This window comes from Ruegeria sp. CDSA021, assembly GCF_059612325.1.
This window is the reverse complement of the sequence record NZ_JBXWQJ010000008.1, coordinates 45,682-65,477: the sequence shown is the minus strand read 5'-3', so window position 1 is coordinate 65,477 and position 19,796 is coordinate 45,682. Positions and strand designations below refer to the sequence as shown.

The following is a 19,796-nucleotide window of genomic DNA, read 5'->3' as shown; positions in this document are numbered from 1 at the left end:
ACCGCGTCTTTCGATCCACTGTTCCCGCCCGGCACACCACTGGGCGGGATTTTTTCACCAGAACACCGGAGACAACACATGCCCCTGTCCCATGATGAAATTGCCCGGTTTCTGAAATCCGTTCACCCTTATGACGCGTTGCCTTCCGACGCCCTCGATCAGATCGTCAAACAGATCGAAGTCTGGGAGGTCGAGGAAGATGCCTCGGTCTATGAGCTGGGCCATAAGTTGCCCGGGGTGTTCGTGATCTATGAAGGACAGGTTGAGATTACCGATGAGAACGGTGCCATCGTCTCTCATCTGGGTCTGCGCAATTCCTTTGGCGAGAGGGGCCTGCTGAAAGACGGCAAGGCCGCCACAAAGGCCCGTGCGCATACTCCTTCGGTCCTGATGGTTCTGCCGCCGGATCTGGTGCGGAGTTTGATCGATGACCACGATGTGGTGGCAAAGTTCTTTGACCGCACACGTGGCGACCGCAGCGGCCCGCAAAGCCTGGCTACCAGCTCGATCGACGTATTGATGGCGCATAATCCGGCCACCTGCCCCGCTGACACGTCGGTTCAGGACGCCGCGAGGATCATGCGTGACAAACATATCTCGTCGCTCTGCATCACCGACGAAGATCGCTTGCAGGGCATTGCGACCCTGCGGGATATCTCGGGCAAATACGTTGCAGACGGCTTGCCAGCCACCACGCCGATCTCTGAGATCATGACCGCAAATCCTGTGACCCTGTCACCCAGCGATATCGGGTCGGATGTGCTGCATATCATGATGGAGCGTGGCATAGGCCATATCCCGATCTCCGAAGGCGGTCGTCTGGTCGGGATCGTCACCCAGACCGATCTGACCCATTATCAGGCCGTGAACTCGGCCGAGCTGGTGCGTCGTATTGCGCAAGCCAACACAGCCCAAGAGATGGCGCGCGTCACCGAAGAGATCCCGCAGCTTCTTGTGCAGCTGGTTGCAGGCGGAAACCGGCATGAAATTGTTACCCGTCTGATCACCGATATCGCGGATACGGTCACACGCCGCCTTCTTGCCCTGGCTGAAGCTGAACTGGGCTCGCCCCCGGTTCCGTATCTGTGGTTGGCGTGCGGCTCGCAAGGGCGGCAGGAACAAACAGGCGTATCTGATCAGGACAATTGCCTGATGCTGGATGACAGCGTGACTGACGCAGACACGGCCTATTTCACCAAGTTGGCCAAATTCGTCTCGGATGGGCTCGACATTTGCGGATATTTCTACTGCCCCGGCGACATGATGGCGACCAATCCGCGCTGGTGTCAGCCGGTGCGAGTCTGGCGCGACTATTTCAAGGGCTGGATCGCCAAGCCAAACCCCGAGGCGCAGATGTTGGCCTCTGTCATGTTCGACCTGCGCCCCATCGGTGGCGCGTTTGAGTTGTTTGCCGACCTGCAAGCCGACACTCTGGCGGCGGCTCGAGCAAATTCGATCTTTGTGGCGCACATGATTTCCAACTCGTTGAAACACACGCCCCCGCTGGGGCTGCTGCGCGGGTTCGCCACGATCCGCTCGGGTGAACATCGCAACACGCTGGACCTGAAACACAACGGTGTTGTGCCTGTTGTCGATCTGGCGCGCATCTACGCATTGCAGGGCGAACTGACCGAGGCCAACACCCGCGCCCGCCTGAAAGCAGCCGAGGCCAGCGGTGTCCTCAGCCCGTCCGGCGCCCGGGATCTGCTGGACGCTTACGACCTGATCGCCGAAACCCGGCTGGAACATCAGGTTCGGCTGGTCAAATCCGGTGAAAAACCAGACAACTACCTGCCGCCGTCCGAACTCTCGGACTTTGAGCGAAGTCATCTGCGCGATGCGTTTGTTGTGGTAAAAACGATGCAGTCGGCGGTTGGCCACGGCAAGGGTATGCTGGGCTAAATGCCCCCAAGAACGGAGAGACCACATGTTTCTGGAATTGATCGGCACTATCTTTGCGGGCTTTGCGTTTGCGGGCGTCGTGCTTGTGCTGAACAAGCTGACCGGTGGGCGCTTGCCAAAATGGACCACTCCGGTTGCGGCAGGTCTGGGCATGATCGGCATGACCATCGCCAGCGAATACTCCTGGTATGACCGCACAGTAGGTACTCTTCCGGAAAGTATGGAAATTGTTCAAGAAGTTAAAAACAAGTCCTACTACCGACCCTGGACATATGCTGTGCCCTTTGTCGACCGTTTCTCGGCCATCGACACACAATCGGTCCGAACCAATGATCAGGTTCCCGATCAACGGCTGGTCGATCTGTATCTGTTTGGGCGTTGGGCACCAGTCACGCATTTGCCGGTGGCCGTCAACTGTGCGGAAAACAGTCGCGCCAACCTTGTAGACGGAGCCGAATTTGCCGACGACGGTCGCCTGATCAACGCAAGCTGGTACCGCGCTGAGGGCAAAGACTCCATCATCGAGACCACTTGCGGGGTCTGATCATGCTCACTGGATTAAGTCTGAGACTCAGGATTTTTCTGTTCTTCTGCCTGCTGGCATTGGGGGGAGTTGCGATCAGCGCAGTCGCCCTTTGGATCACCTATGCCCGCGCGGAGAACCCCGAACTACTGGACGCTTTCATTTTTGCCGAAATCCTGATCGGGTTTGGCTTGCTAGCCCTGATCGCCGGTGTCTGGCTTCTGTTTGACGACAATGTTGCAAAACCGATCGAGCGCCTCTCGGCCCAATTGCGCGCGCGTGCGCATGCCGGGGTCAGCACGGATCTGGACATGCAAGCGGCGCGCTATCTGGGGGATCTCGCCCCGGCCGCAGCTGGACTGGCGGAACAAGTGGCTTCAAACGCGATGCGAACTGCCGAGGCCGTAGCTACGGAAACCGCTCATCTCGCGGCCGAGAAACAGCGTCTCACCGCTCTGTTGACGGAAATCCCGGTCGCCATGCTGCTGGCCAGCCCCAAGCATCAGATCGTGCTGTACGACGGGCAAGCAGCCGAGGTTTTGGCCCAGATCGCGCACCCCCGCCTGAATGCCTCGCTTTTTGAGTATATAGAGGCAACCGGCCTGACCGACGCCTACGCAAAACTGAGTAAAACCGGCAAGGACGTCTATTGCACCCTGTCCAGTATCGACGGCAAGCAGACCTATTCCGCCCGAATGAAACCGCTGGGGGGGGCGCCTGGATACATGCTGGTCTTTGATGACAGCGCTGCGCAGATTTCCCCTGATGAGGCGCGCCCGCTGGTTTACGATTTTGAGTTGCTCGACACGCCGGGCGATGACGCGTTCGAGAACCGCACCCTGTCTGACCTGTGTTTCGTGGTCTTCGATACCGAAACAACCGGGCTGCTGCCGCACAAGGATGAAATCGTTCAGATCGGCGCGGTGCGCGTCCTCAACGGCAGGATCGTACAGGGCGAACATCTGGACATGCTGGTGGATCCGGGCATTCCAATTCCCCCAGCCTCTACCAGGGTGCACAAGGTCAGCGACCATATGGTTCAGGGCGCGCCGGATATCACCCAGGCCGGACGCGTGTTTCACCAATTTGCACGCGATGCGGTGATGGTGGCGCATAACGCGCCCTTCGACATGGCGTTCCTGCGCCGTCACGGGCCGAGGATGGAGGTCGAATGGGACCATCCGATCCTGGACACGGTTCTTCTGTCTGCCGTCCTGTTCGGGGCCAGCGACACGCATACGCTGGACGCCCTTTGCGAAAGGTTGGACATCACCATCCCCGAGGCGCTGCGCCACACTGCACTTGGCGATGCTGTTGCCACGGCTGAAGCGTTGGTCAAGATGCTGCCGATCCTACAGGCGCGAGGCTTTACAACATTTGGTGAGGTCATAATGGAAACCCGAAAACACGGGCGTTTGCTGGAAGACCTGAACTGACGGTTTAAATTGCAGGCAACAGTCAGCTTTTCGTGGACAATCCGGGCCGCGCGTGGCACCAGATGCGCGGCCAAGGAAGACGCGCGCAATGACCCAAAAGACCTTTACCCCTACGCCGGATCAAAGCCCCGCCTTTCGCGAGGCGCTGGGGTGCTTTGGCACTGGCGTCACCGTGATCACCACACAAACCGAAGGTGGGCCGCGTGCGATCACTGTGAATTCCTTTGCCTCGGTCTCATTGGACCCGCCGCTGGTGTTGTGGTGTCTGGCCAAGGAATCGTACCGTTTCGATGCCTTCAGCAGCTGTGAACATTATTCGATTCATGTGATGGCACAGGATCAACAGGATCAGGCGCTGCGGTTTGCGCGTGACGGTGCGGATTTCTCACATGCAGATTGGACTGAGGATAAGACCGGTCGCCCGCAATTGACCCAATGTCTGGCGCGGTTTGATTGCCGCCTGCATGCGCGGCACGACGCCGGGGATCATCTGATTATTGTCGGTCAGGTGGATCAGGTAATGTACCGCACTGGCAATGGTTTGATCTTCAAGCGCGGTCAGTTCGGTGGGTTTGTCGACCTGATCTAATCGTCCAGCGATCCATGCACGGCAAGCGCCTCAAGCTGGGCGTCCTGCGGCTTGATGACTCGATAGCTTTCGTGCACACCTGCCTCGCTCAACTCACGGGCTACGGTGAGCAAAGTGTTGGCGGCATGGTCTTCGCACAGGTCAGACATGTGATCGATTTCGGATTGTGCGACGCCCATTGCGGCCTCGACCGATGGCGCGCCGTAGAATTGTACAAAATGTTCGGCCAGATTGCGCGTGATCCGATCCTTCTCTGCAGGCTCGATCTGTGTCACGGCGACAAATGTGACGCGACCAAAGGTCTCCAGACCCAACCAGCCATTTGCAAATGCCTGCCGCGCCTTACCCTCAAGATCGGCATCGCTCCAGTTCGAAAACTCGAACCCGCCGGACACACACCATTCTCCGGTACGGGCCGGGGAATGAAACACGTTCATATCGCTTTCGTCGAAATGGATTGCGCGGGCCAGTTTCATCGTCCGTTCTCCAACACTTCGGTCAGGGGGCGCAAGCGCGTGTCTGCACCGTCGCGGATCAGCATCCCGAACCGCTCATCCGTTCCAAGGAACACACCGCCGTCCGTTAGCGGATCACCAACACCGCGCAAAAGCGCCATCCAGTCGGTATGCAACGGCGCGTTGCCTTCCTCTTGCCATCGATTGAGCCAGGTCAGCATGTGACGAGACCAGCTTTCGACCAGTTGCGTCGCGGAAACCTCTGCGCACCCTTCGTCATAGAGCGCGGTAACGTCCGGGTTCGCACCCGGCGCTTCGCTGGTTTGCAACAGCGCCAGTTCCCAACCAACAATCAGCCAATCCGGCTCGTCTTCGGCTGAGGTGTCCGAGGCGGCGACTCGAAACTTCCCACATTTTGCGCCGTTCACGCAGATCAATCCGTCCCAGCCGAGATGCACGGCAACCTCGGGCGGAGCCAGAGCGCCCAGCGCATTCTGAAACCCCACAGCGCAAAGGGGCAGCATCGCCATGGCGTCCCGCAACGGCACCTCGGGCGCAAAGACGATGGCAACGCGCAGGCGGTCGGCCTGAATGTTGTAGACGACCGTTCCCGCGTCACAACCCAGTGCCGCCATAGCCTGCGCGCGGTCGAACGGGTCTTCCCCACCCTGAACAGAGTGGCCCGTCAGCAAAGGGGGAAAGACCGGCTGGCTCATGCGAAGCCGTTCGAGATCAGGTCGCGTGCGATCTTGCGGAACGACTCGGCCTGTGGGCTGTCGGGTTTGCTGACCACGATGGGCGCCCCCCCGTCGGCAGCGACACGAATATCCAGATGCAGCGGAATCTCACCCAACAACGGTACGCCCAGCGTCTCAGCCTCGGAGGCGACACCGCCATGGCCAAACACATGCTCTTCGTGCCCGCAGTTCGAGCAGATGTGGGTCGACATGTTTTCAATCATTCCCACGATCGGAGTCTTGAGCTGGTTGAACATGTCGATCCCCTTGCGGGCGTCGATCAGGGCCACATCCTGCGGGGTTGAGACGACGATAGCACCGTCCACCTGGAATTTCTGACTCAGCGTCAATTGCACATCGCCGGTGCCGGGTGGAAGGTCGACGATCAACACGTCCAAAGCGCCCCATTGAACCTGACCCATCATCTGTTGCAGCGCGCCCATCAGCATGGGTCCGCGCCAGACAACGGCCTGACCTTCGTTGGTCATCAGCCCCATGGACATCATGGTCACGCCGTGATTGCGCAACGGCAGGATGGTCTTGCCGTCCGGGCTGGCCGGACGACCGGAAACACCCAGCATCCGGGGCTGCGACGGGCCGTAAACATCGGCGTCCAGCAGACCCACACGGCGACCTTCGGCGGCCAAGGCGCAAGCAAGGTTCGCGGACACGGTGGATTTGCCGACGCCACCTTTACCGGATGCGACCGCTATGATCCGATCGACACCCGGAACGGCCTGCGGCCCGGTTTGCGATGGCTTGGGCTTCGGCTTCAAATCCGGCGGGGCCTTTTCGGAATGCGCAGTCATCATGGCCGAGACATTGGCCACACCGTCAACCATCTGCGCGGCCTTCTCGGCCGTTGCCCGTACAGGCTCCATCTGTTCGGCGTGCTTTGGGTCGATCTCCAGCACAAAACGCACGGTGTCGCCTTCCACGTTCAGTGCCCGCACAACGCCCGCGCTGACAATATCTTGCCCGGACACCGGATCGGTGATCTTTTTCAGGTTCGCCAGAACCGCATCACGAACACTCATGCCTCGTTCCCTTTGATGCGCCCTGCTGACAGGGGCGTGCGTGTCGACTCGCCACTCATTGCATGTGTCTCCGTCTCTTTCAGTTTATTTGACGCACCGCGCCCCGCCCCGTTAGGCTGAGCCATGCGCTTTGTCCTCTTGTGCCTGAGCCTGACGCTCTCTGCCACCCCCTCTTGGTCACAAGAGGCTATTGGGCTTGCGGCCCCGGCCGAGGTGAATGACTCTGGTCTGTTGCAACATATTCTTCCTCGCTTTTCTCTCAAGACCGGGATTCGCGTTATTGCGGATGACACAGGCGTTATGGTCCTGAAGTCCGCCCCGCCCGGCGATCCGGTCTTTGCCCGCAATGATGTAATCTATCACCTCACCATCGAAGACAATAAGCGGCAGGCCCGGTTTCGCGACTGGCTGCGTTCGGAGATCGGCAAACGCACCGTTGAGAGTTTTGCGCCCGCGCAGGGCACGCCCTTTACCGCCAGCTTTGATCTGACGGTCACTCAGTCGGACGAAACCGTCGACGGCGATACCGTGCTTGGCGAGGAACTGTCGATGACCCATTGCGGGCGGTGCCATGTGATCGGGCCGAAGAACCGAATGAACGGGCTGGGGTCGACGCCTTCTTTCCCAGTGCTGCGCGCAATGCCCGACTGGTCTGAACGGTTCGAGGCGTTCTTTGCCTTGAACCCCCACCCCGCGTTTACGCAAATAGACGGGCTGACACCGCCTTTTGACCCCGAACGCCCGTCTCCCATTCACCCGGTCGAGATCACGCTGGACGATCTTGACGCGATCCTCGCCTTTGTGTCGCGCATCGACGCGGCAGATCTTGGTGCCCCGCTGCAGTTTCAATGATCCTTTCTGTCCGAATAATAGTCTTCGGTGGTAACGACCCGAGGCTTGGGGTTTGACTGGAACGGATTGTCCTGCTGTTGGAACTGCGTATTCACCCGACAATTGTCACACATCTGGATCATTCGTGCCTGATCCGACGTGGCAAACATCGGGTGCGTGCCCGAAAGCTTCTCCATGATCCGTTCCACAGTAGATTTCACCCCAAACAATGCACCACATTCAACGCAAGCAAAGGGCTCCTCTTCATTGAGCACTTGCTGCGACAGGGCCGCATCACTCAAATCAAGCTGTGGGACTAGAGTGATCGCGTCTTCCGGGCAGATCGTCTTGCACATCCCGCATTGCAGGCAGGCATCCTGCTGAAAGTTCAGCTGCGGCTTGTCCGGGTTGTCGATCAGTGCACCAGACGGGCACAACGACACACAGCTGAGACACAAGGTGCAACTGTCCTCGTTTACCGCCACCGCCCCATAAGGCGCATTTTCGGGCAGCGGCAACGGTGCCTCAGCCTGCGGGTTCAGAGCCTGCGCAGCCAATCGCGCGATCTGTCGGCGATTCCCCAGTGGCAGAACCGGATCAGCCAGGGGCTGCGGCACGTCTTGACCATAGAGCAGATCAGACATGGCATCGGGATCAACCTCATCAATCAGGCCGATCCCGTCTGACCCGGCAATGGCGTGTGCCAGTGCAACCTCGCGATCCAGCGCGTCCCGCTCGGTCGTGGGCGCAAGCAGCACATCCGCACGAGCAAATCCGTGCGCCAAGGCGGCAAGCATCTCGGCGTGACCGACGCCCGATATAACATTTAGTTCCAACGGGATAACATTCGAAGGTAAACCTCGACCAAAGCGTGCTGCCAGCCGGATCATCTCGGACCCATGCGCATCATGGATCAGCAGTCGAGGCGCAGAACCTCCTGCACGTCGATAGGTGCGCGCCAGGATATGCATCCGGGACAACAGCGCCGATACACTCGGGTCCTCATAGGTGATCGCGGTTGACGGGCATAGGGCAGCACACGCACCACATCCGGCGCAGACCATCGGATCGATGCTCACATGCTCTCCCGCTGGTGTAATCGCCCCGGTTGGGCAAATATCCAGACAGTTGGAACAGCCCACCTGTTCGGCCCGCGAATGCGCGCAGAGTGTTTCTTCCAACCGCACGTACAGGGGCTTTTCAAAGGTTCCAACAAGTTGCGCAGCCTCAAACGCCAGACGCTCAACAGCCACCGCGTCTCTTGGATCGGCCCTCAGATATCCCTCGCGCTTGGCTGGGGCCTGTACAAAAGGCGTGCTCCCTGTCAGGTCGAGAATAATGTCACAGACGGAATGTGCACCATCCTTAGGGTCAGTCCAGGTGAAGGCGCCACGCCCACCCGGCACAACCTGCTGCAAAGCGTCTAGACGCAGGGAAAAACCGCCCAGCGCCCCGGACACGGACTTCACCCTTCCGCGCACCACATCGAAAGCGCGCGAGGTCGGCTCTGCCTGATCCGTGGCAAGAACAGTCACGGCCAAGGTTCCCGCCAATTTCTCAGCCAGATCAAATCCCACCGCACCGGGGCCGATGATGAAACAGGTTCCCTCGCTTATGACATCGACGCTGGGCGTGACCGGTTGCGGCAACAACGCCTCAGCCGCCAATGCCGCCATCTTGGGTGCCGCATCTGCGCCCTGTTCGGACCAACCCGCACGGTCGCGCAGGTCGAAAAAGCCGGGCGTGTCGATATTCAGTTCGTCGGCCAGAGACTGGAAAACCTCCTGTTCCTGCAGGCAGGCGATCACGGTTTCCCCATCTTGCATCAGGTCGGCGGCGGATTGCAGTTGGGTCGTGCAAAGGGACGTGTGAACCTTGGAACAGGTCATCCCGCAGGCGCTTTCGATCCTCTCCGGGTCCAGCGCCTGTGTTCCGGTGCAGTCGCATAACAGTATTTTGGTGCCCATGTCCCCTCCCGTGGGAAGCCATCCCGTGCAAAAAGCTGTATCCTCAGCCCGACAACTTCAACCCCCCTGAAGAGCGCCGGGTGCCAAGCTGCATTGGGGCGCAAAATGGCAGGAAACCAAAGTGTTTTGTGCCCCGCTCACGAAGATGCGACCAAGACGTACGACCAAAGTCTAAGAGCGCAGGCTTGGCACAAAGACAGATTGTGTACCATAGTGTTCATGGAAAGGCACGGGAGAGCCTTACAGGGAGGAACCAGTGGCCAAGGCCGCAAGCCAAATCGAAATGCCGGTTGGCGTCATCGTGCGCAAGACACCCGGGGTCACACGTTGGGCCCGTTGGAGTTGGCGCGCAGTGGCCGCCGTGCCCGGTGCAGGCCCTGCCGATTGGCAGGTTCTGCGTCGCGAAGGCGATGCGGTTGAATACCACGCAGCCACCCTGCCCCTGACCCTTTGGGCAGATGAGACCGAGGCTTACCTGGTTAATCTGTCGGACGGTCAGCCATCGCTTTATCTGGTGTTGCGGGATGAATTGCAGGGGGATGTTCCTCTGAACGCGGTACTTGTCACGGCCTCACCTTTTGAGGGGCAGGACTATGCCGATACCGGCGAAGAGATCGTCGAGAAAATCCCCATGACCGAAGGGCTGATTGCCTGGGTGAGGGACTTCACGCTCAAGCATCATGAGCACGAAGTGTTCATCAAGCGCCGCCGGGACAAGAAACGCACCGACTTGGTCGAGGATGGCAAGGGCGACGCTCGTATCCGTCAGGACTCGGACGTCTACCGCGCGCCCAGAAAGGTGCTGCAATGACCCAGTCCCGCGATTTCTGGTCCCGCCGAAAGGCTGCTGTTCAAGCTGAAGCTGAAGCCGAAGTGATTGCGGTCGAAGAACAAGCTGTCGCGGCGCGGCAGGCCGAATTGCAAGAGAAGAGTGATGCCGAGATACTGGCCGAGTTCGATCTGCCCGACCCGGATACGCTGCAACCAGGCGATGATGTGTCGGGCTTTATGGCAAAGGCCGTACCTGATCGCCTGCGTCGACATGCATTGCGGCAGTTGTGGCGCCTGAACCCGGTTCTGGCCAACGTGGATGGACTGGTTGACTACGGCGAAGACTATACCGACGCAGCCTGTGTGATCGAGAACCTCCAGACGGCGTATCAGGTTGGCAAGGGCATGCTGGCCCATGTCGAAGCGTTGGCGGCGGCGGAGGCCCCCCAAGAGGATGAGAGCGACTTCGAAGTTGAGCCCTCGCTTGAACTGGAGACGGAGCCAGAGCCTCAGATTGACTCACCCCCTGCCTCAGAGGTGCCTCTGGCAGAGGCAGAAATCGAGGTCGAAGACGAGATGGAAATGACCCCGGCGCCACGCCGCATGAAATTTGAATTTGAAGGATAACGGATGACCGCAAGCAACGCGCAAAATATGGACATCTCGGCCGAGGATCGGCTGCGCGCGGATTTCTATAATTTTCTGGGTTTGCTTTTGGCGGGCCCACCCGATCAGTTGCTTCTGGGACAGATCGCGGGGCTGAGCGGAGACGACACCGATCTGGGTCAGGCCATTCAGGCAATGGCGCGTGTGGCCAAGGTCACCAAGCCCGCCGCCGCCGAGCGTGAGTTCAACGCACTGTTCATTGGGCTGGGTCGTGGCGAGTTGCTGCCTTATGCCAGTTTTTATCTGACGGGGTTCCTGAACGAAAAACCTCTGGCGCAATTGCGCAATGACATGGCCGTCCGGGGGATCACCCGTGCGCAGAATGTGTTCGAGCCCGAAGACAACATCGCCTCGCTGATGGAAATGATGGCGGGCCTGATCGTCGGACGTTTTGGCGCCACTGCATCGCTCGAGGACCAAAAGGCGTTCTGGAACAAGCATATCGGCCCCTGGGCCGCGCATTTTTACTCTGATTTGGAAGCTGCCGAAACCTCGGTTCTTTATGCATCCGTCGGCACAGCCGGGCGCGTGTTCATGGAGATCGAGAGGGAAGCCTTCCGAATGACGACAGCGTGATGCGCTGTCATTCGCCAGCGCTCAAACGGGCGTTACACTGCAATTGGGAAAGGAGGTTCCCATGAGCAAGACCAAGGAACAAGGCGCCTCGCGCCGTGACTTCCTGAAACTGGCCGGAACCGCAGCGCCTGCTGCTGTTGCCGCCGCAAGCCTGACCGGGGAAGCCGAGGCAGCTGAGCTGCCGACCGACGAAACCCGCATTCAGGACACCGCGCATACACGCGCGTACATCGAAAGCACCCGGTTCTAGGATCGGACGCCTTCACATCCGACAGACGGTTGCGATTGGCCCTGACGTCGGCTTCAGCAGTACCAAGCCAGCCGTGGCGTACACGGCGCGCAAGGGAGGAAACAAATGCTTAGGAAAAAGACCAACGGGGTTGCGAGACGCTCCCAGCGGACAAGTATCCTGTCCCAGGTCGGCGAAAAAACCGTCGATCGCCGCGCATTCCTGCGTGGCTCGGGCCTGACGATCGGCGGTCTTGCCGCGATCAGCGCCACGGGTGGAACCGTGACGCCAGCCAGTGCCCAGACAGCGGCCAATCAGGCCGTCGAGAATATCAAATCCATCTGCACCCATTGCTCGGTCGGATGTACGGTTATCGCCGAAGTGCAGAACGGTGTCTGGATCGGGCAGGAACCCGGTTGGGACAGCCCCTTCAACCTGGGCGCACACTGCGCCAAGGGCGCTGCCGTTCGAGAGCACGCGCATGGTGAACGCCGCCTCAAGTACCCGATGAAAAAAGAAGGCGGCGAGTGGAAGCGCATCAGCTGGGAAGAAGCGATCAACGAGATCGGCGACGGCATGATGAGCATCCGCGAAGAATCCGGGCCGGACAGCGTATACTGGCTGGGTTCAGCCAAACATAACAACGAACAGGCCTACCTGTTCCGCAAGTTTGCTGCCTATTGGGGCACGAACAACGTGGACCATCAGGCCCGTATCTGCCACTCAACCACTGTTGCGGGGGTTGCGAATACATGGGGCTACGGCGCCATGACCAATTCGTATAACGACATCCACAACTCTCGGGCTATCTTCATTATCGGCGGTAACCCGGCCGAGGCGCACCCGGTCTCGCTGCTGCACGTTTTGCGCGCGAAAGAGCAGAACAACGCCCCGCTGATCGTCTGCGATCCGCGCTTTACGCGCACCGCGGCGCATGCGGATGAATATGTCCGCTTCCGCCCCGGTACCGACGTCGCTTTGGTCTGGGGTATTCTGTGGCACATCTTCGACAACGGATGGGAGGACAAAGAGTTCATCCGCACCCGTGTCTGGGGGATGGACCAGATCCGTGAAGAGGTCGCCAAGTGGAACCCGGATGAGGTCGAACGCGTCACCGGTACGCCGGGATCGCAGCTGAAGCGTGTTGCGCGCACCATGGCCAACAACCGTCCTGGAACGGTGATCTGGTGTATGGGTGGCACGCAGCATACCAACGGCAACAACAACACCCGCGCTTACTGCGTGCTACAGCTTGCGCTTGGCAACATGGGCACCTCGGGTGGTGGCACCAACATCTTCCGCGGCCATGACAACGTGCAGGGTGCGACGGACCTCGGTGTTCTGTCCCATACCCTGCCCGGCTACTATGGTCTGTCCAAGGGAGCATGGGGGCATTGGGCCCGTGTCTGGGGTGAAGAACCGGAATGGCTAGCTGGCCAGTTCGCCTCGATCAAAGACAAGGAAGGCAAGGACAAGCCGCTGCAGAACGAACGCGGCATACCTGTTTCCCGTTGGATCGATGGTGTTCTGGAAGACCCGGCAAACATGGATCAGGACAACAATGTCCGCGCTATGGTTCTGTGGGGCCACGCGCCCAACTCGCAGACCCGGATGACGGAAATGAAGACGGCGATGGAGAAGCTGGACATGCTGGTCGTGATCGACCCGTATCCCACCGTCTCGGCCGTTCTGCATGACCGTACCGATGGCGTTTACCTGTTGCCCGCCTGTACGCAGTTCGAAACTCGTGGCTCGGTCACGGCATCGAACCGGTCGCTGCAGTGGCGCGACAAGGTTGTGGAACCACTGTTCGAAAGTCTGCCGGACGAGGTCATCATGGCCAAGTTCGCAAACAAGTTCGGATGGGCAGACCGGCTCTTCCGCAATATCGAAATGGATGACCCGGAAACCCCGAATGTTGAAAGCATCACACGTGAGTTCAACTCGGGCCTCTGGACCATCGGTTACACCGGTCAATCGCCGGAACGGCTGAAAAGCCATATGGCCAACCAGCATACGTTCGACAGAACCACGCTGCAGGCAATCGGCGGACCAAACGACGGCGAGTACTATGGTCTGCCCTGGCCGTGCTGGGGAACCGCCGAGATGGGTCATACGGGGACACCAAACCTTTATGACATGTCCAAACCGGTGGCCGAAGGCGGCCTGACATTCCGCGCCCGTTTTGGCGTGGAACGTGATGGCGACAACCTGCTGGCCGAAGGGGTCTATAGCGCTGGCTCGGAAATTCAGGATGGTTATCCCGAATTCACGATGCAGATGCTGATGGACCTTGGCTGGGACGGTGATCTGACTGCCGAAGAACGCGCGGCGATCGATGCCGTAGCAGGTCCAGAGACCAACTGGAAAACCGACCTTTCCGGTGGTATCCAGCGGGTCGCGATTGAGCATGGCTGTGCGCCCTTCGGGAACGCCAAAGCCCGCGCGGTCGTCTGGACCTTCCCGGATCCGATTCCAATCCATCGCGAGCCGCTTTATACGCCACGTCGCGATCTGGTGGAAGACTATCCGACCTACGAGGACCGTCAGGCCTATCGCCTGCCTACCCTTTATGCTTCGATCCAAAAGAACGACTTTTCAAAGGATTACCCGATAATCCTGACGTCTGGTCGTCTGGTCGAATATGAAGGCGGCGGCGATGAGACACGGTCGAACCCGTGGCTGGCTGAGCTGCAGCAGGACATGTTCGTCGAGATCAATCCGCGCGATGCCAACAACCTTGGTATTCGCGACGGATCACAGGTCTGGGTCGAAGGTCCCGAGGGCGGCAAGGTCAAGGTGATGGCGATGCTGACCAATAGGGTCGGTGCCGGCGTGGCCTTCATGCCGTTCCACTTTGGCGGCCATTTCCAGGGCGAAGACCAGCGGCACAAGTACCCCGCCGGAGCAGACCCCTATGTGCTGGGTGAAAGTACCAACACCGCCCAGACCTATGGCTATGATTCAGTGACCCAGATGCAGGAGACCAAGTGTACTCTCTGCAAAATCTGGGCAGCGTAAGGAGGACGATAATGGCTAGAGCAAAGTTTCTCTGCGACGCTGAACGCTGCATCGAGTGCAACGCCTGCGTAACCGCGTGTAAGAACGAGCACGAAGTGCCGTGGGGCATCAACCGCCGCAGGGTGGTGACGATCAATGACGGCAACCCGGGTGAACGCTCGATCTCGGTCGCCTGCATGCATTGCTCGGATGCGCCCTGTATGGCGGTGTGCCCGGTCGACTGCTTCTATCAGAACGAAGAAGGGGTCGTCCTGCATTCCAAGGACCTGTGTATTGGTTGCGGCTATTGCTTCTACGCGTGCCCCTTTGGCGCACCGCAATATCCGCAGGCGGGCAACTTCGGATCGCGTGGCAAGATGGACAAATGTACCTTCTGTGCCGGCGGCCCCGAGGAAACGCACTCGACCGCAGAGTTCGCCAAATATGGTCGCAACCGGATCGCTGAGGGCAAACTGCCCATCTGCGCCGAGATGTGTTCCACCAAGGCCCTGCTTGCCGGTGACGGCGACGTAGTATCCGCAGTCTACCGCGAACGCGTCGTGGCGCGCGGGTTTGGCTCGGGCGCGTGGGGTTGGGGCACAGCCTACGACCAGAAAGACGGTTAAGACCGCTTTTTCGTGAACCAAACAGGCGACCCGCATCCGTGGGTCGCCTGATCAGGGATTTTGACCGAGGTTCAGATGTTCCGCTTACTCATCGCATTGCTGTTCACCTTCGGGTTGGCACAGGCCACCGTTGCACAAACCGCCGAGACCGAAACCCCGCCCGCCACGGATGAGCGCGTCAAGACCGGAGGCGCAACAACGCTTGAGGATATCCTCGCGCGACAGCGGGGCGAAAAAGTGGATAACACCTATCGCTCGGAAAACACCGGCCAGGGCAATGTCGAAGGTCTTCTGGGCCAGTTTGGACCCAGAGGTGTGTCTTCGGACAGCGATGTCTACCGCGCGCTGCGCTTTGGGTCGGCGGATGTCACAGTGTCATCGCATGGCCCCGCTGACAGCGTACTGATCCAGGATGGCGGCATGTGGTGGTGGGCCTTCCGCACCGGCCCCCTGCGCGAATACGGCACCTATATTATCGCCGGAATGCTGGGCATCATTGTTCTGTTCTTCCTAATCCGCGGCAAAATCCGCATCGACGGAGAGAAGACCGGCCGAACCGTCACCCGCTTTGACGGATTTGAACGCTTTGGCCACTGGCTGTTTGCAGGGTCGTTCCTGGTCCTTGGCATCACCGGTCTGCTGACGCTTTATGGCCGCGACTTCCTGATCCCGATCTTCGGAAAAGAAGGCTTTGCTAGCATCGCTCAAAGTTGCAAGTGGCTGCACAACAATCTGGCTTGGGCTTTCATGCTGGGGTTGATCATCGTGACCGTGAATTGGATCGCGCACAACATCCCCAACCGTACTGACCTGAAATGGCTGGCCGCCGGTGGGGGGCTGTTTACCAAAGGCAGCCATCCGCCCGCCAAGAAATTCAACGCTGGCCAAAAGGTGATCTTCTGGGCCTGTATCCTTCTGGGCGTTTCGATCAGCGTGTCCGGGCTGTCACTGCTGTTCCCGTTCGAGCTGCCGATGTTCGCCAAGACGTTCTCTGTTGCCAATGCCACCGGCATTCCACAGTTGCTGGGCCTGAACCTGCCCGTGCAGATGTCGCCGCAAGAAGAAATGCAATACGCGCAGATATGGCACGTCATGATCGCCTATGTCTTCATCGCCATCATCATTGCGCATATCTACCTCGGGTCCGTCGGGATGGAAGGCGCGTTTGATGCCATGGGTACTGGCGAGGTTGAAGAACAATGGGCCCGCGAGCATCACTCGCTGTGGTTGGAAGAGGTGCAGGAAGAAGAGGCTGGCAAGGCAGCGGCCTCACCTGCCGAATAGATGCGCTGGCTGATCTTTGCCTTTGCGGTGATCCCCCTGCCCGCGTGGTCAGAGTTCTTCACGCTCAAAGGCCATGGCGGGCCGATCATGGGGATCGCCACGGCACCAGACGGCCGGATCGCAACAGCCAGTTTCGACAACTCCGTCGGGCTATGGTCGAACCAGACGCCTGAATGGCTGGAAGGTCACGAAGCCGCCGTAAACGCGGTCGTCTTCAACGGCACAGCGATCTATTCCGCCGGAGATGATTTCACTTTGCGTCGCTGGCCGGGCGGAGAGATCGTTGGTCAGCACAAAGGCAAGATCGTTTCTGTGGCTGCTTCCAAAACTCATGTAGCAACGGCCAGTTGGGACGGCACCATCGGCTTATGGCCCGTCGATGGCGCCGCCCCCACCCTGTTCGGCCCCACGGGCAGTGGCGTGAACGCGGTTGTCTTTTCCCCGGATGGATCACAACTTTATTCCGCAGGTGTAGATGGATCGTTGCGCCTGTGGGATGTTGATACCGGTGCGGAAACAGATCGTCTGGTTGAACACGGCTTAGGCATCAACGAATTGATTTTGAACGCACAGGACAACTGGATCGCCTATGGCGCAGTGGACGGGGTGACGCGCATCCTCGATTTGACCACGGGTGAGGAACGCGACTTCACACTGGACCGCCGCCCGATCCTGGCCTTGGCGCTCAGCCCGGACCGAAGGCTTTTGGCTGTTGGCGACGGCGAAGGCTATATCATGATGATCGACACGACCGAATGGCGCATCACGCAGGATTTCCGTGCAACACTGCGCGGACCGGTCTGGGCGCTGTCATTCTCAGGTGATGGTCAGAACATTCACGCAGGCGGCATAGATGCAGCCATGTACAGCTGGCCTGTAGGTGAGCTGTCGGATCAACAGCAAATGGCCTCGACCGCGCCCAGTTTTCTGAAAGATCCCGAAGGGATGGAGAACGGAGAACGTCAGTTCGCCCGCAAATGCTCGATCTGCCATAGCCTGACACCCGACAGCGAACGCCGGGCGGGGCCCACACTGCATGGTATCTTTGGGCGGCCCGCAGGATCGCTGCCCGGATATTTATACTCGGATACGCTGCAAGACTCTGATATTGTTTGGAATGAACAGACAATAAATACCCTTTTCGATGAAGGGCCGGATCACTACATTCCGGGGTCGAAGATGCCGATGCAACGGATTGCAGAACAGCAGGACCGGGATGACCTGATCGCCTTCCTGCGCCGTGCAACGGACGACCAGAACTGAACCGGAGGAGACTATGAAAGCCTTTTTTGCCGCGGTTGTCGCGATGGTCGTGATTACAGTCGCAGCCCCCTCTACGCTGGACCGGATCGGGTTCAGCGCTGCGGACACCACGTCTGGTTCAGCGGTGCGCCTGGACTGAATGTCTCAATATCTGACCACCCGCGAACTGGCCGATCTGCTGCGCATTGGCGAGCGGAAAGCCTATGATCTTGCCTCTTCGGGCGAGGTGCCGTGCGTGCGCGCCATGGGCAAACTGTTGTTCCCCAGAGCCGAGATCATTGCCTGGCTCAACGCCTCGCGATCCGGCCCGCAGGTGGCCGAACCGCCCCTGCCCCCGATTGTTGCGGGCAGCCATGATCCTTTGCTGGACTGGGCATTGCGCGAAAGCGGATCGGGTCTGGCGACCTATTATGATGGCTCCTTCGACGGATTGACTCGGCTGAGCGACCGCAGCGCCCAGGCGGCAGTGTTGCACATCCACGAAGAGGGCGGATTCAACACCAAATCCCTGCGCGACGCGTTGGGCGAAGCCCCGGTGATCCTCTATGAAGTCGCCCGGCGCGAGCGCGGGCTGCTGCTTGCCCCAGGTGTTTCGGACATCAAATCCTTCGAAGATCTCAAATCGCGCCGCGTCATCCTGCGTCAGAACAGTGCAGCCAGCCAACATCTGTTTGATGCCCAACTTTCAGCCCACGACATGAGCCGAGATGATCTGGATATCCGCCCTGGCTGTGCGCGCACCGAAGAGGAACTGGCCATCGCCCTTCACGATCAAAAGGCCGAGGCTGGCTTTGGTCTGGGTGCTTTGGCCGGGCTTTACGACCTGGGCTTTGTCCCCACCCATTCCGAAAGGCTGGACCTGGCGATCTGGCGGCGGTCTTTTTTCGATCCACCAATACAAAAGCTGATGACGCTCTTGCATTCAGATCAATTCGCACAGCGCGCCCTGGAATTCGGTGGCTATGATCTGTCGGGAACCGGCACCATTCACCACAATGGTGCCAGTGAGTGATCCCCTCACCACTTCATCTTTTCAAAAATACTCACCCTTAAAGGGTTGGCCACAGTCCGACCTATTGCGCATTTGGGAAAAACACCTGCTGTCCCTCAAGCCGGAAGGATGCAATCGCCTCCTGCCCATCCGGCCCGGTCAGCCAGTCAATAAAACGCTGACCGGAAGCCGCCCTCACGTGATGGTGCTTGTCAGGGTTCACAAGGATCACACCGTATTGATTGAACAGGCGCGGATCGCCCTCGACCAATACCTCAAGATTGCCCCGGTTGCCAAAGGACAGCCACGTGGCCCGGTCTGTCAGCGTATAGGCGTCCATTCCGCTGGCCACGTTCAGGGTCGCGCCCATGCCCGATCCAGTTTCACGGTACCACGCGCCCGAGGCGCCCGTTGGGTCAAGCCCGGCAGCCGACCAATGGCTCAGTTCGGCCTTATGCGTCCCACTGTCATCGCCACGCGATGCAAAGGGGGCTTCAGCCTCTGCAATGGCAGTCAAAGCAGCCAGAATGTCGGTTCCCCCACGAATTTCGGCCGGATCCGATTTTGGGCCGACCAGAACAAAATCGTTGTACATCAGGTCTTTGCGCTCAACGCCCCAGCCGTCTGCGACAAATTTCTCCTCGGCCGGCTTGGCATGGACCAGCAGTACATCGCCGTCCCCATTGATCGCATTGCGAATGGCCTGACCTGTTCCCACCGCAACAACCCGCACGTCTATGCCGGACTCGGCCTCGAACCACGGCAGAATATACTCCAACAACCCAGAGTTCTGCGTCGATGTCGTGGATTGGACGACGATGAACGGCGTTTCCGCCGAAACCGCCCCTGCCGTTAAGCCAAGTGCCACTGCCGCTGCCCGAATAGCTGCCCGGAACATCATATTCTCCGTCTT

20 protein-coding genes are annotated in these 19,796 nt (G+C 59.3%); 15 read left to right on the top strand and 5 right to left on the bottom strand.

The window, feature by feature from the left end; translation table 11 throughout:
* The first annotated feature begins 78 nt into the window (after window positions 1-78).
* The 4 genes from AC2FLD_RS12440 (at window position 79) to AC2FLD_RS12425 (ending at window position 4,450) form a co-directional block, all read left to right on the top strand.
* The gene (locus AC2FLD_RS12440; protein WP_496672628.1) at window positions 79-1,902 is read left to right on the top strand and encodes a putative nucleotidyltransferase substrate binding domain-containing protein; all 1,824 of its coding nucleotides are present in this window, start codon (window positions 79-81) and stop codon (window positions 1,900-1,902) included.
* A 25-nt stretch (window positions 1,903-1,927) separates the two neighbouring features.
* Entirely contained in the window at window positions 1,928-2,446 is a 519-nt protein-coding gene (locus AC2FLD_RS12435) for a hypothetical protein (protein ID WP_050603601.1), read from the top strand.
* Window positions 2,447-2,448: 2 nt separating this feature from the next.
* On the top strand, window positions 2,449-3,861 hold the full coding sequence (locus AC2FLD_RS12430; protein ID WP_496672631.1) for a 3'-5' exonuclease: 1,413 nt from the start codon (window positions 2,449-2,451) through the stop codon (window positions 3,859-3,861).
* Window positions 3,862-3,949: 88 nt separating this feature from the next.
* Window positions 3,950-4,450 carry a flavin reductase family protein gene (locus AC2FLD_RS12425; RefSeq protein WP_496672634.1) on the top strand — a complete coding sequence of 167 codons (501 nt, stop codon included), beginning with the start codon at window positions 3,950-3,952 and terminating at the stop codon, window positions 4,448-4,450.
* On the opposite strand, the gene AC2FLD_RS12420 is transcribed toward AC2FLD_RS12425, so the two are convergent.
* The 3 genes from AC2FLD_RS12420 to AC2FLD_RS12410 are packed head-to-tail and all read right to left on the bottom strand — an operon-like array spanning window position 4,447 to window position 6,679.
* Window positions 4,447-4,926, bottom strand: coding sequence for a DUF6505 family protein (locus tag AC2FLD_RS12420; protein ID WP_496672637.1), 480 nt, complete (start codon window positions 4,924-4,926; stop codon window positions 4,447-4,449). The two genes, AC2FLD_RS12425 and AC2FLD_RS12420, sit on opposite strands and share 4 nt — an antisense overlap.
* Window positions 4,923-5,621, bottom strand: a complete 699-nt coding sequence (locus tag AC2FLD_RS12415) for a biotin/lipoate--protein ligase family protein (protein ID WP_050603605.1) — start codon at window positions 5,619-5,621, stop codon at window positions 4,923-4,925. Before AC2FLD_RS12415 ends, AC2FLD_RS12420 begins: the two co-directional genes overlap by 4 nt.
* Entirely contained in the window at window positions 5,618-6,679 is a 1,062-nt protein-coding gene (locus tag AC2FLD_RS12410) for an Mrp/NBP35 family ATP-binding protein (protein WP_050603606.1), read from the bottom strand. The genes AC2FLD_RS12415 and AC2FLD_RS12410 overlap by 4 nt, the downstream gene beginning before the upstream one ends.
* A 123-nt stretch (window positions 6,680-6,802) precedes the next feature.
* Here AC2FLD_RS12410 and AC2FLD_RS12405 point away from each other — a divergent pair, with 123 nt between their 5' ends.
* Window positions 6,803-7,531: a c-type cytochrome gene (locus AC2FLD_RS12405; RefSeq protein WP_496672639.1), complete on the top strand. Its 729-nt coding sequence runs from the start codon at window positions 6,803-6,805 to the stop codon at window positions 7,529-7,531.
* Here AC2FLD_RS12405 and AC2FLD_RS12400 read toward each other — a convergent pair.
* Window positions 7,525-9,477, bottom strand: coding sequence for a 4Fe-4S binding protein (locus AC2FLD_RS12400; RefSeq protein WP_496672642.1), 1,953 nt, complete (start codon window positions 9,475-9,477; stop codon window positions 7,525-7,527). The two genes, AC2FLD_RS12405 and AC2FLD_RS12400, sit on opposite strands and share 7 nt — an antisense overlap.
* A gap of 256 nt (window positions 9,478-9,733) precedes the next feature.
* Between AC2FLD_RS12400 and AC2FLD_RS12395 the strand changes: the two genes are divergently transcribed.
* The 10 genes from AC2FLD_RS12395 to AC2FLD_RS12350 all read left to right on the top strand — a co-directional run bounded on the left by AC2FLD_RS12395 (window position 9,734) and on the right by AC2FLD_RS12350 (window position 18,904).
* Window positions 9,734-10,288 carry a DUF3305 domain-containing protein gene (locus AC2FLD_RS12395; RefSeq protein ID WP_496672645.1) on the top strand — a complete coding sequence of 185 codons (555 nt, stop codon included), beginning with the start codon at window positions 9,734-9,736 and terminating at the stop codon, window positions 10,286-10,288.
* The gene (locus AC2FLD_RS12390; RefSeq protein WP_496672647.1) at window positions 10,285-10,875 is read left to right on the top strand and encodes a DUF3306 domain-containing protein; all 591 of its coding nucleotides are present in this window, start codon (window positions 10,285-10,287) and stop codon (window positions 10,873-10,875) included. Before AC2FLD_RS12395 ends, AC2FLD_RS12390 begins: the two co-directional genes overlap by 4 nt.
* Window positions 10,876-10,878: 3 nt before the next feature.
* Window positions 10,879-11,490: a TorD/DmsD family molecular chaperone gene (locus AC2FLD_RS12385; protein WP_496672649.1), complete on the top strand. Its 612-nt coding sequence runs from the start codon at window positions 10,879-10,881 to the stop codon at window positions 11,488-11,490.
* Between the two features lie 61 nt (window positions 11,491-11,551).
* A complete protein-coding gene (locus tag AC2FLD_RS12380; RefSeq protein WP_050603611.1) occupies window positions 11,552-11,740 on the top strand; it encodes a ubiquinol-cytochrome c reductase iron-sulfur subunit N-terminal domain-containing protein in 189 nt (62 codons plus the stop codon).
* A 105-nt stretch (window positions 11,741-11,845) separates the two neighbouring features.
* Entirely contained in the window at window positions 11,846-14,740 is a 2,895-nt protein-coding gene (locus tag AC2FLD_RS12375) for a formate dehydrogenase subunit alpha (protein WP_496672652.1), read from the top strand.
* Between the two features lie 11 nt (window positions 14,741-14,751).
* On the top strand, window positions 14,752-15,345 hold the full coding sequence (gene fdh3B, locus AC2FLD_RS12370; protein ID WP_010439472.1) for a formate dehydrogenase FDH3 subunit beta: 594 nt from the start codon (window positions 14,752-14,754) through the stop codon (window positions 15,343-15,345).
* A 75-nt stretch (window positions 15,346-15,420) separates the two neighbouring features.
* Entirely contained in the window at window positions 15,421-16,629 is a 1,209-nt protein-coding gene (locus tag AC2FLD_RS12365) for a formate dehydrogenase subunit gamma (protein WP_496672654.1), read from the top strand.
* Window positions 16,630-17,892: a c-type cytochrome gene (locus AC2FLD_RS12360; RefSeq protein WP_496672656.1), complete on the top strand. Its 1,263-nt coding sequence runs from the start codon at window positions 16,630-16,632 to the stop codon at window positions 17,890-17,892. It begins immediately after the preceding gene.
* A gap of 13 nt (window positions 17,893-17,905) precedes the next feature.
* Entirely contained in the window at window positions 17,906-18,031 is a 126-nt protein-coding gene (locus AC2FLD_RS12355) for a hypothetical protein (protein ID WP_256364016.1), read from the top strand.
* A complete protein-coding gene (locus AC2FLD_RS12350; protein WP_496672659.1) occupies window positions 18,032-18,904 on the top strand; it encodes a substrate-binding domain-containing protein in 873 nt (290 codons plus the stop codon).
* Window positions 18,905-18,965: 61 nt separating this feature from the next.
* On the opposite strand, the gene AC2FLD_RS12345 is transcribed toward AC2FLD_RS12350, so the two are convergent.
* The gene (locus AC2FLD_RS12345; RefSeq protein ID WP_496672662.1) at window positions 18,966-19,781 is read right to left on the bottom strand and encodes an ABC transporter substrate-binding protein; all 816 of its coding nucleotides are present in this window, start codon (window positions 19,779-19,781) and stop codon (window positions 18,966-18,968) included.
* Window positions 19,782-19,796: the final 15 nt, after the last annotated feature.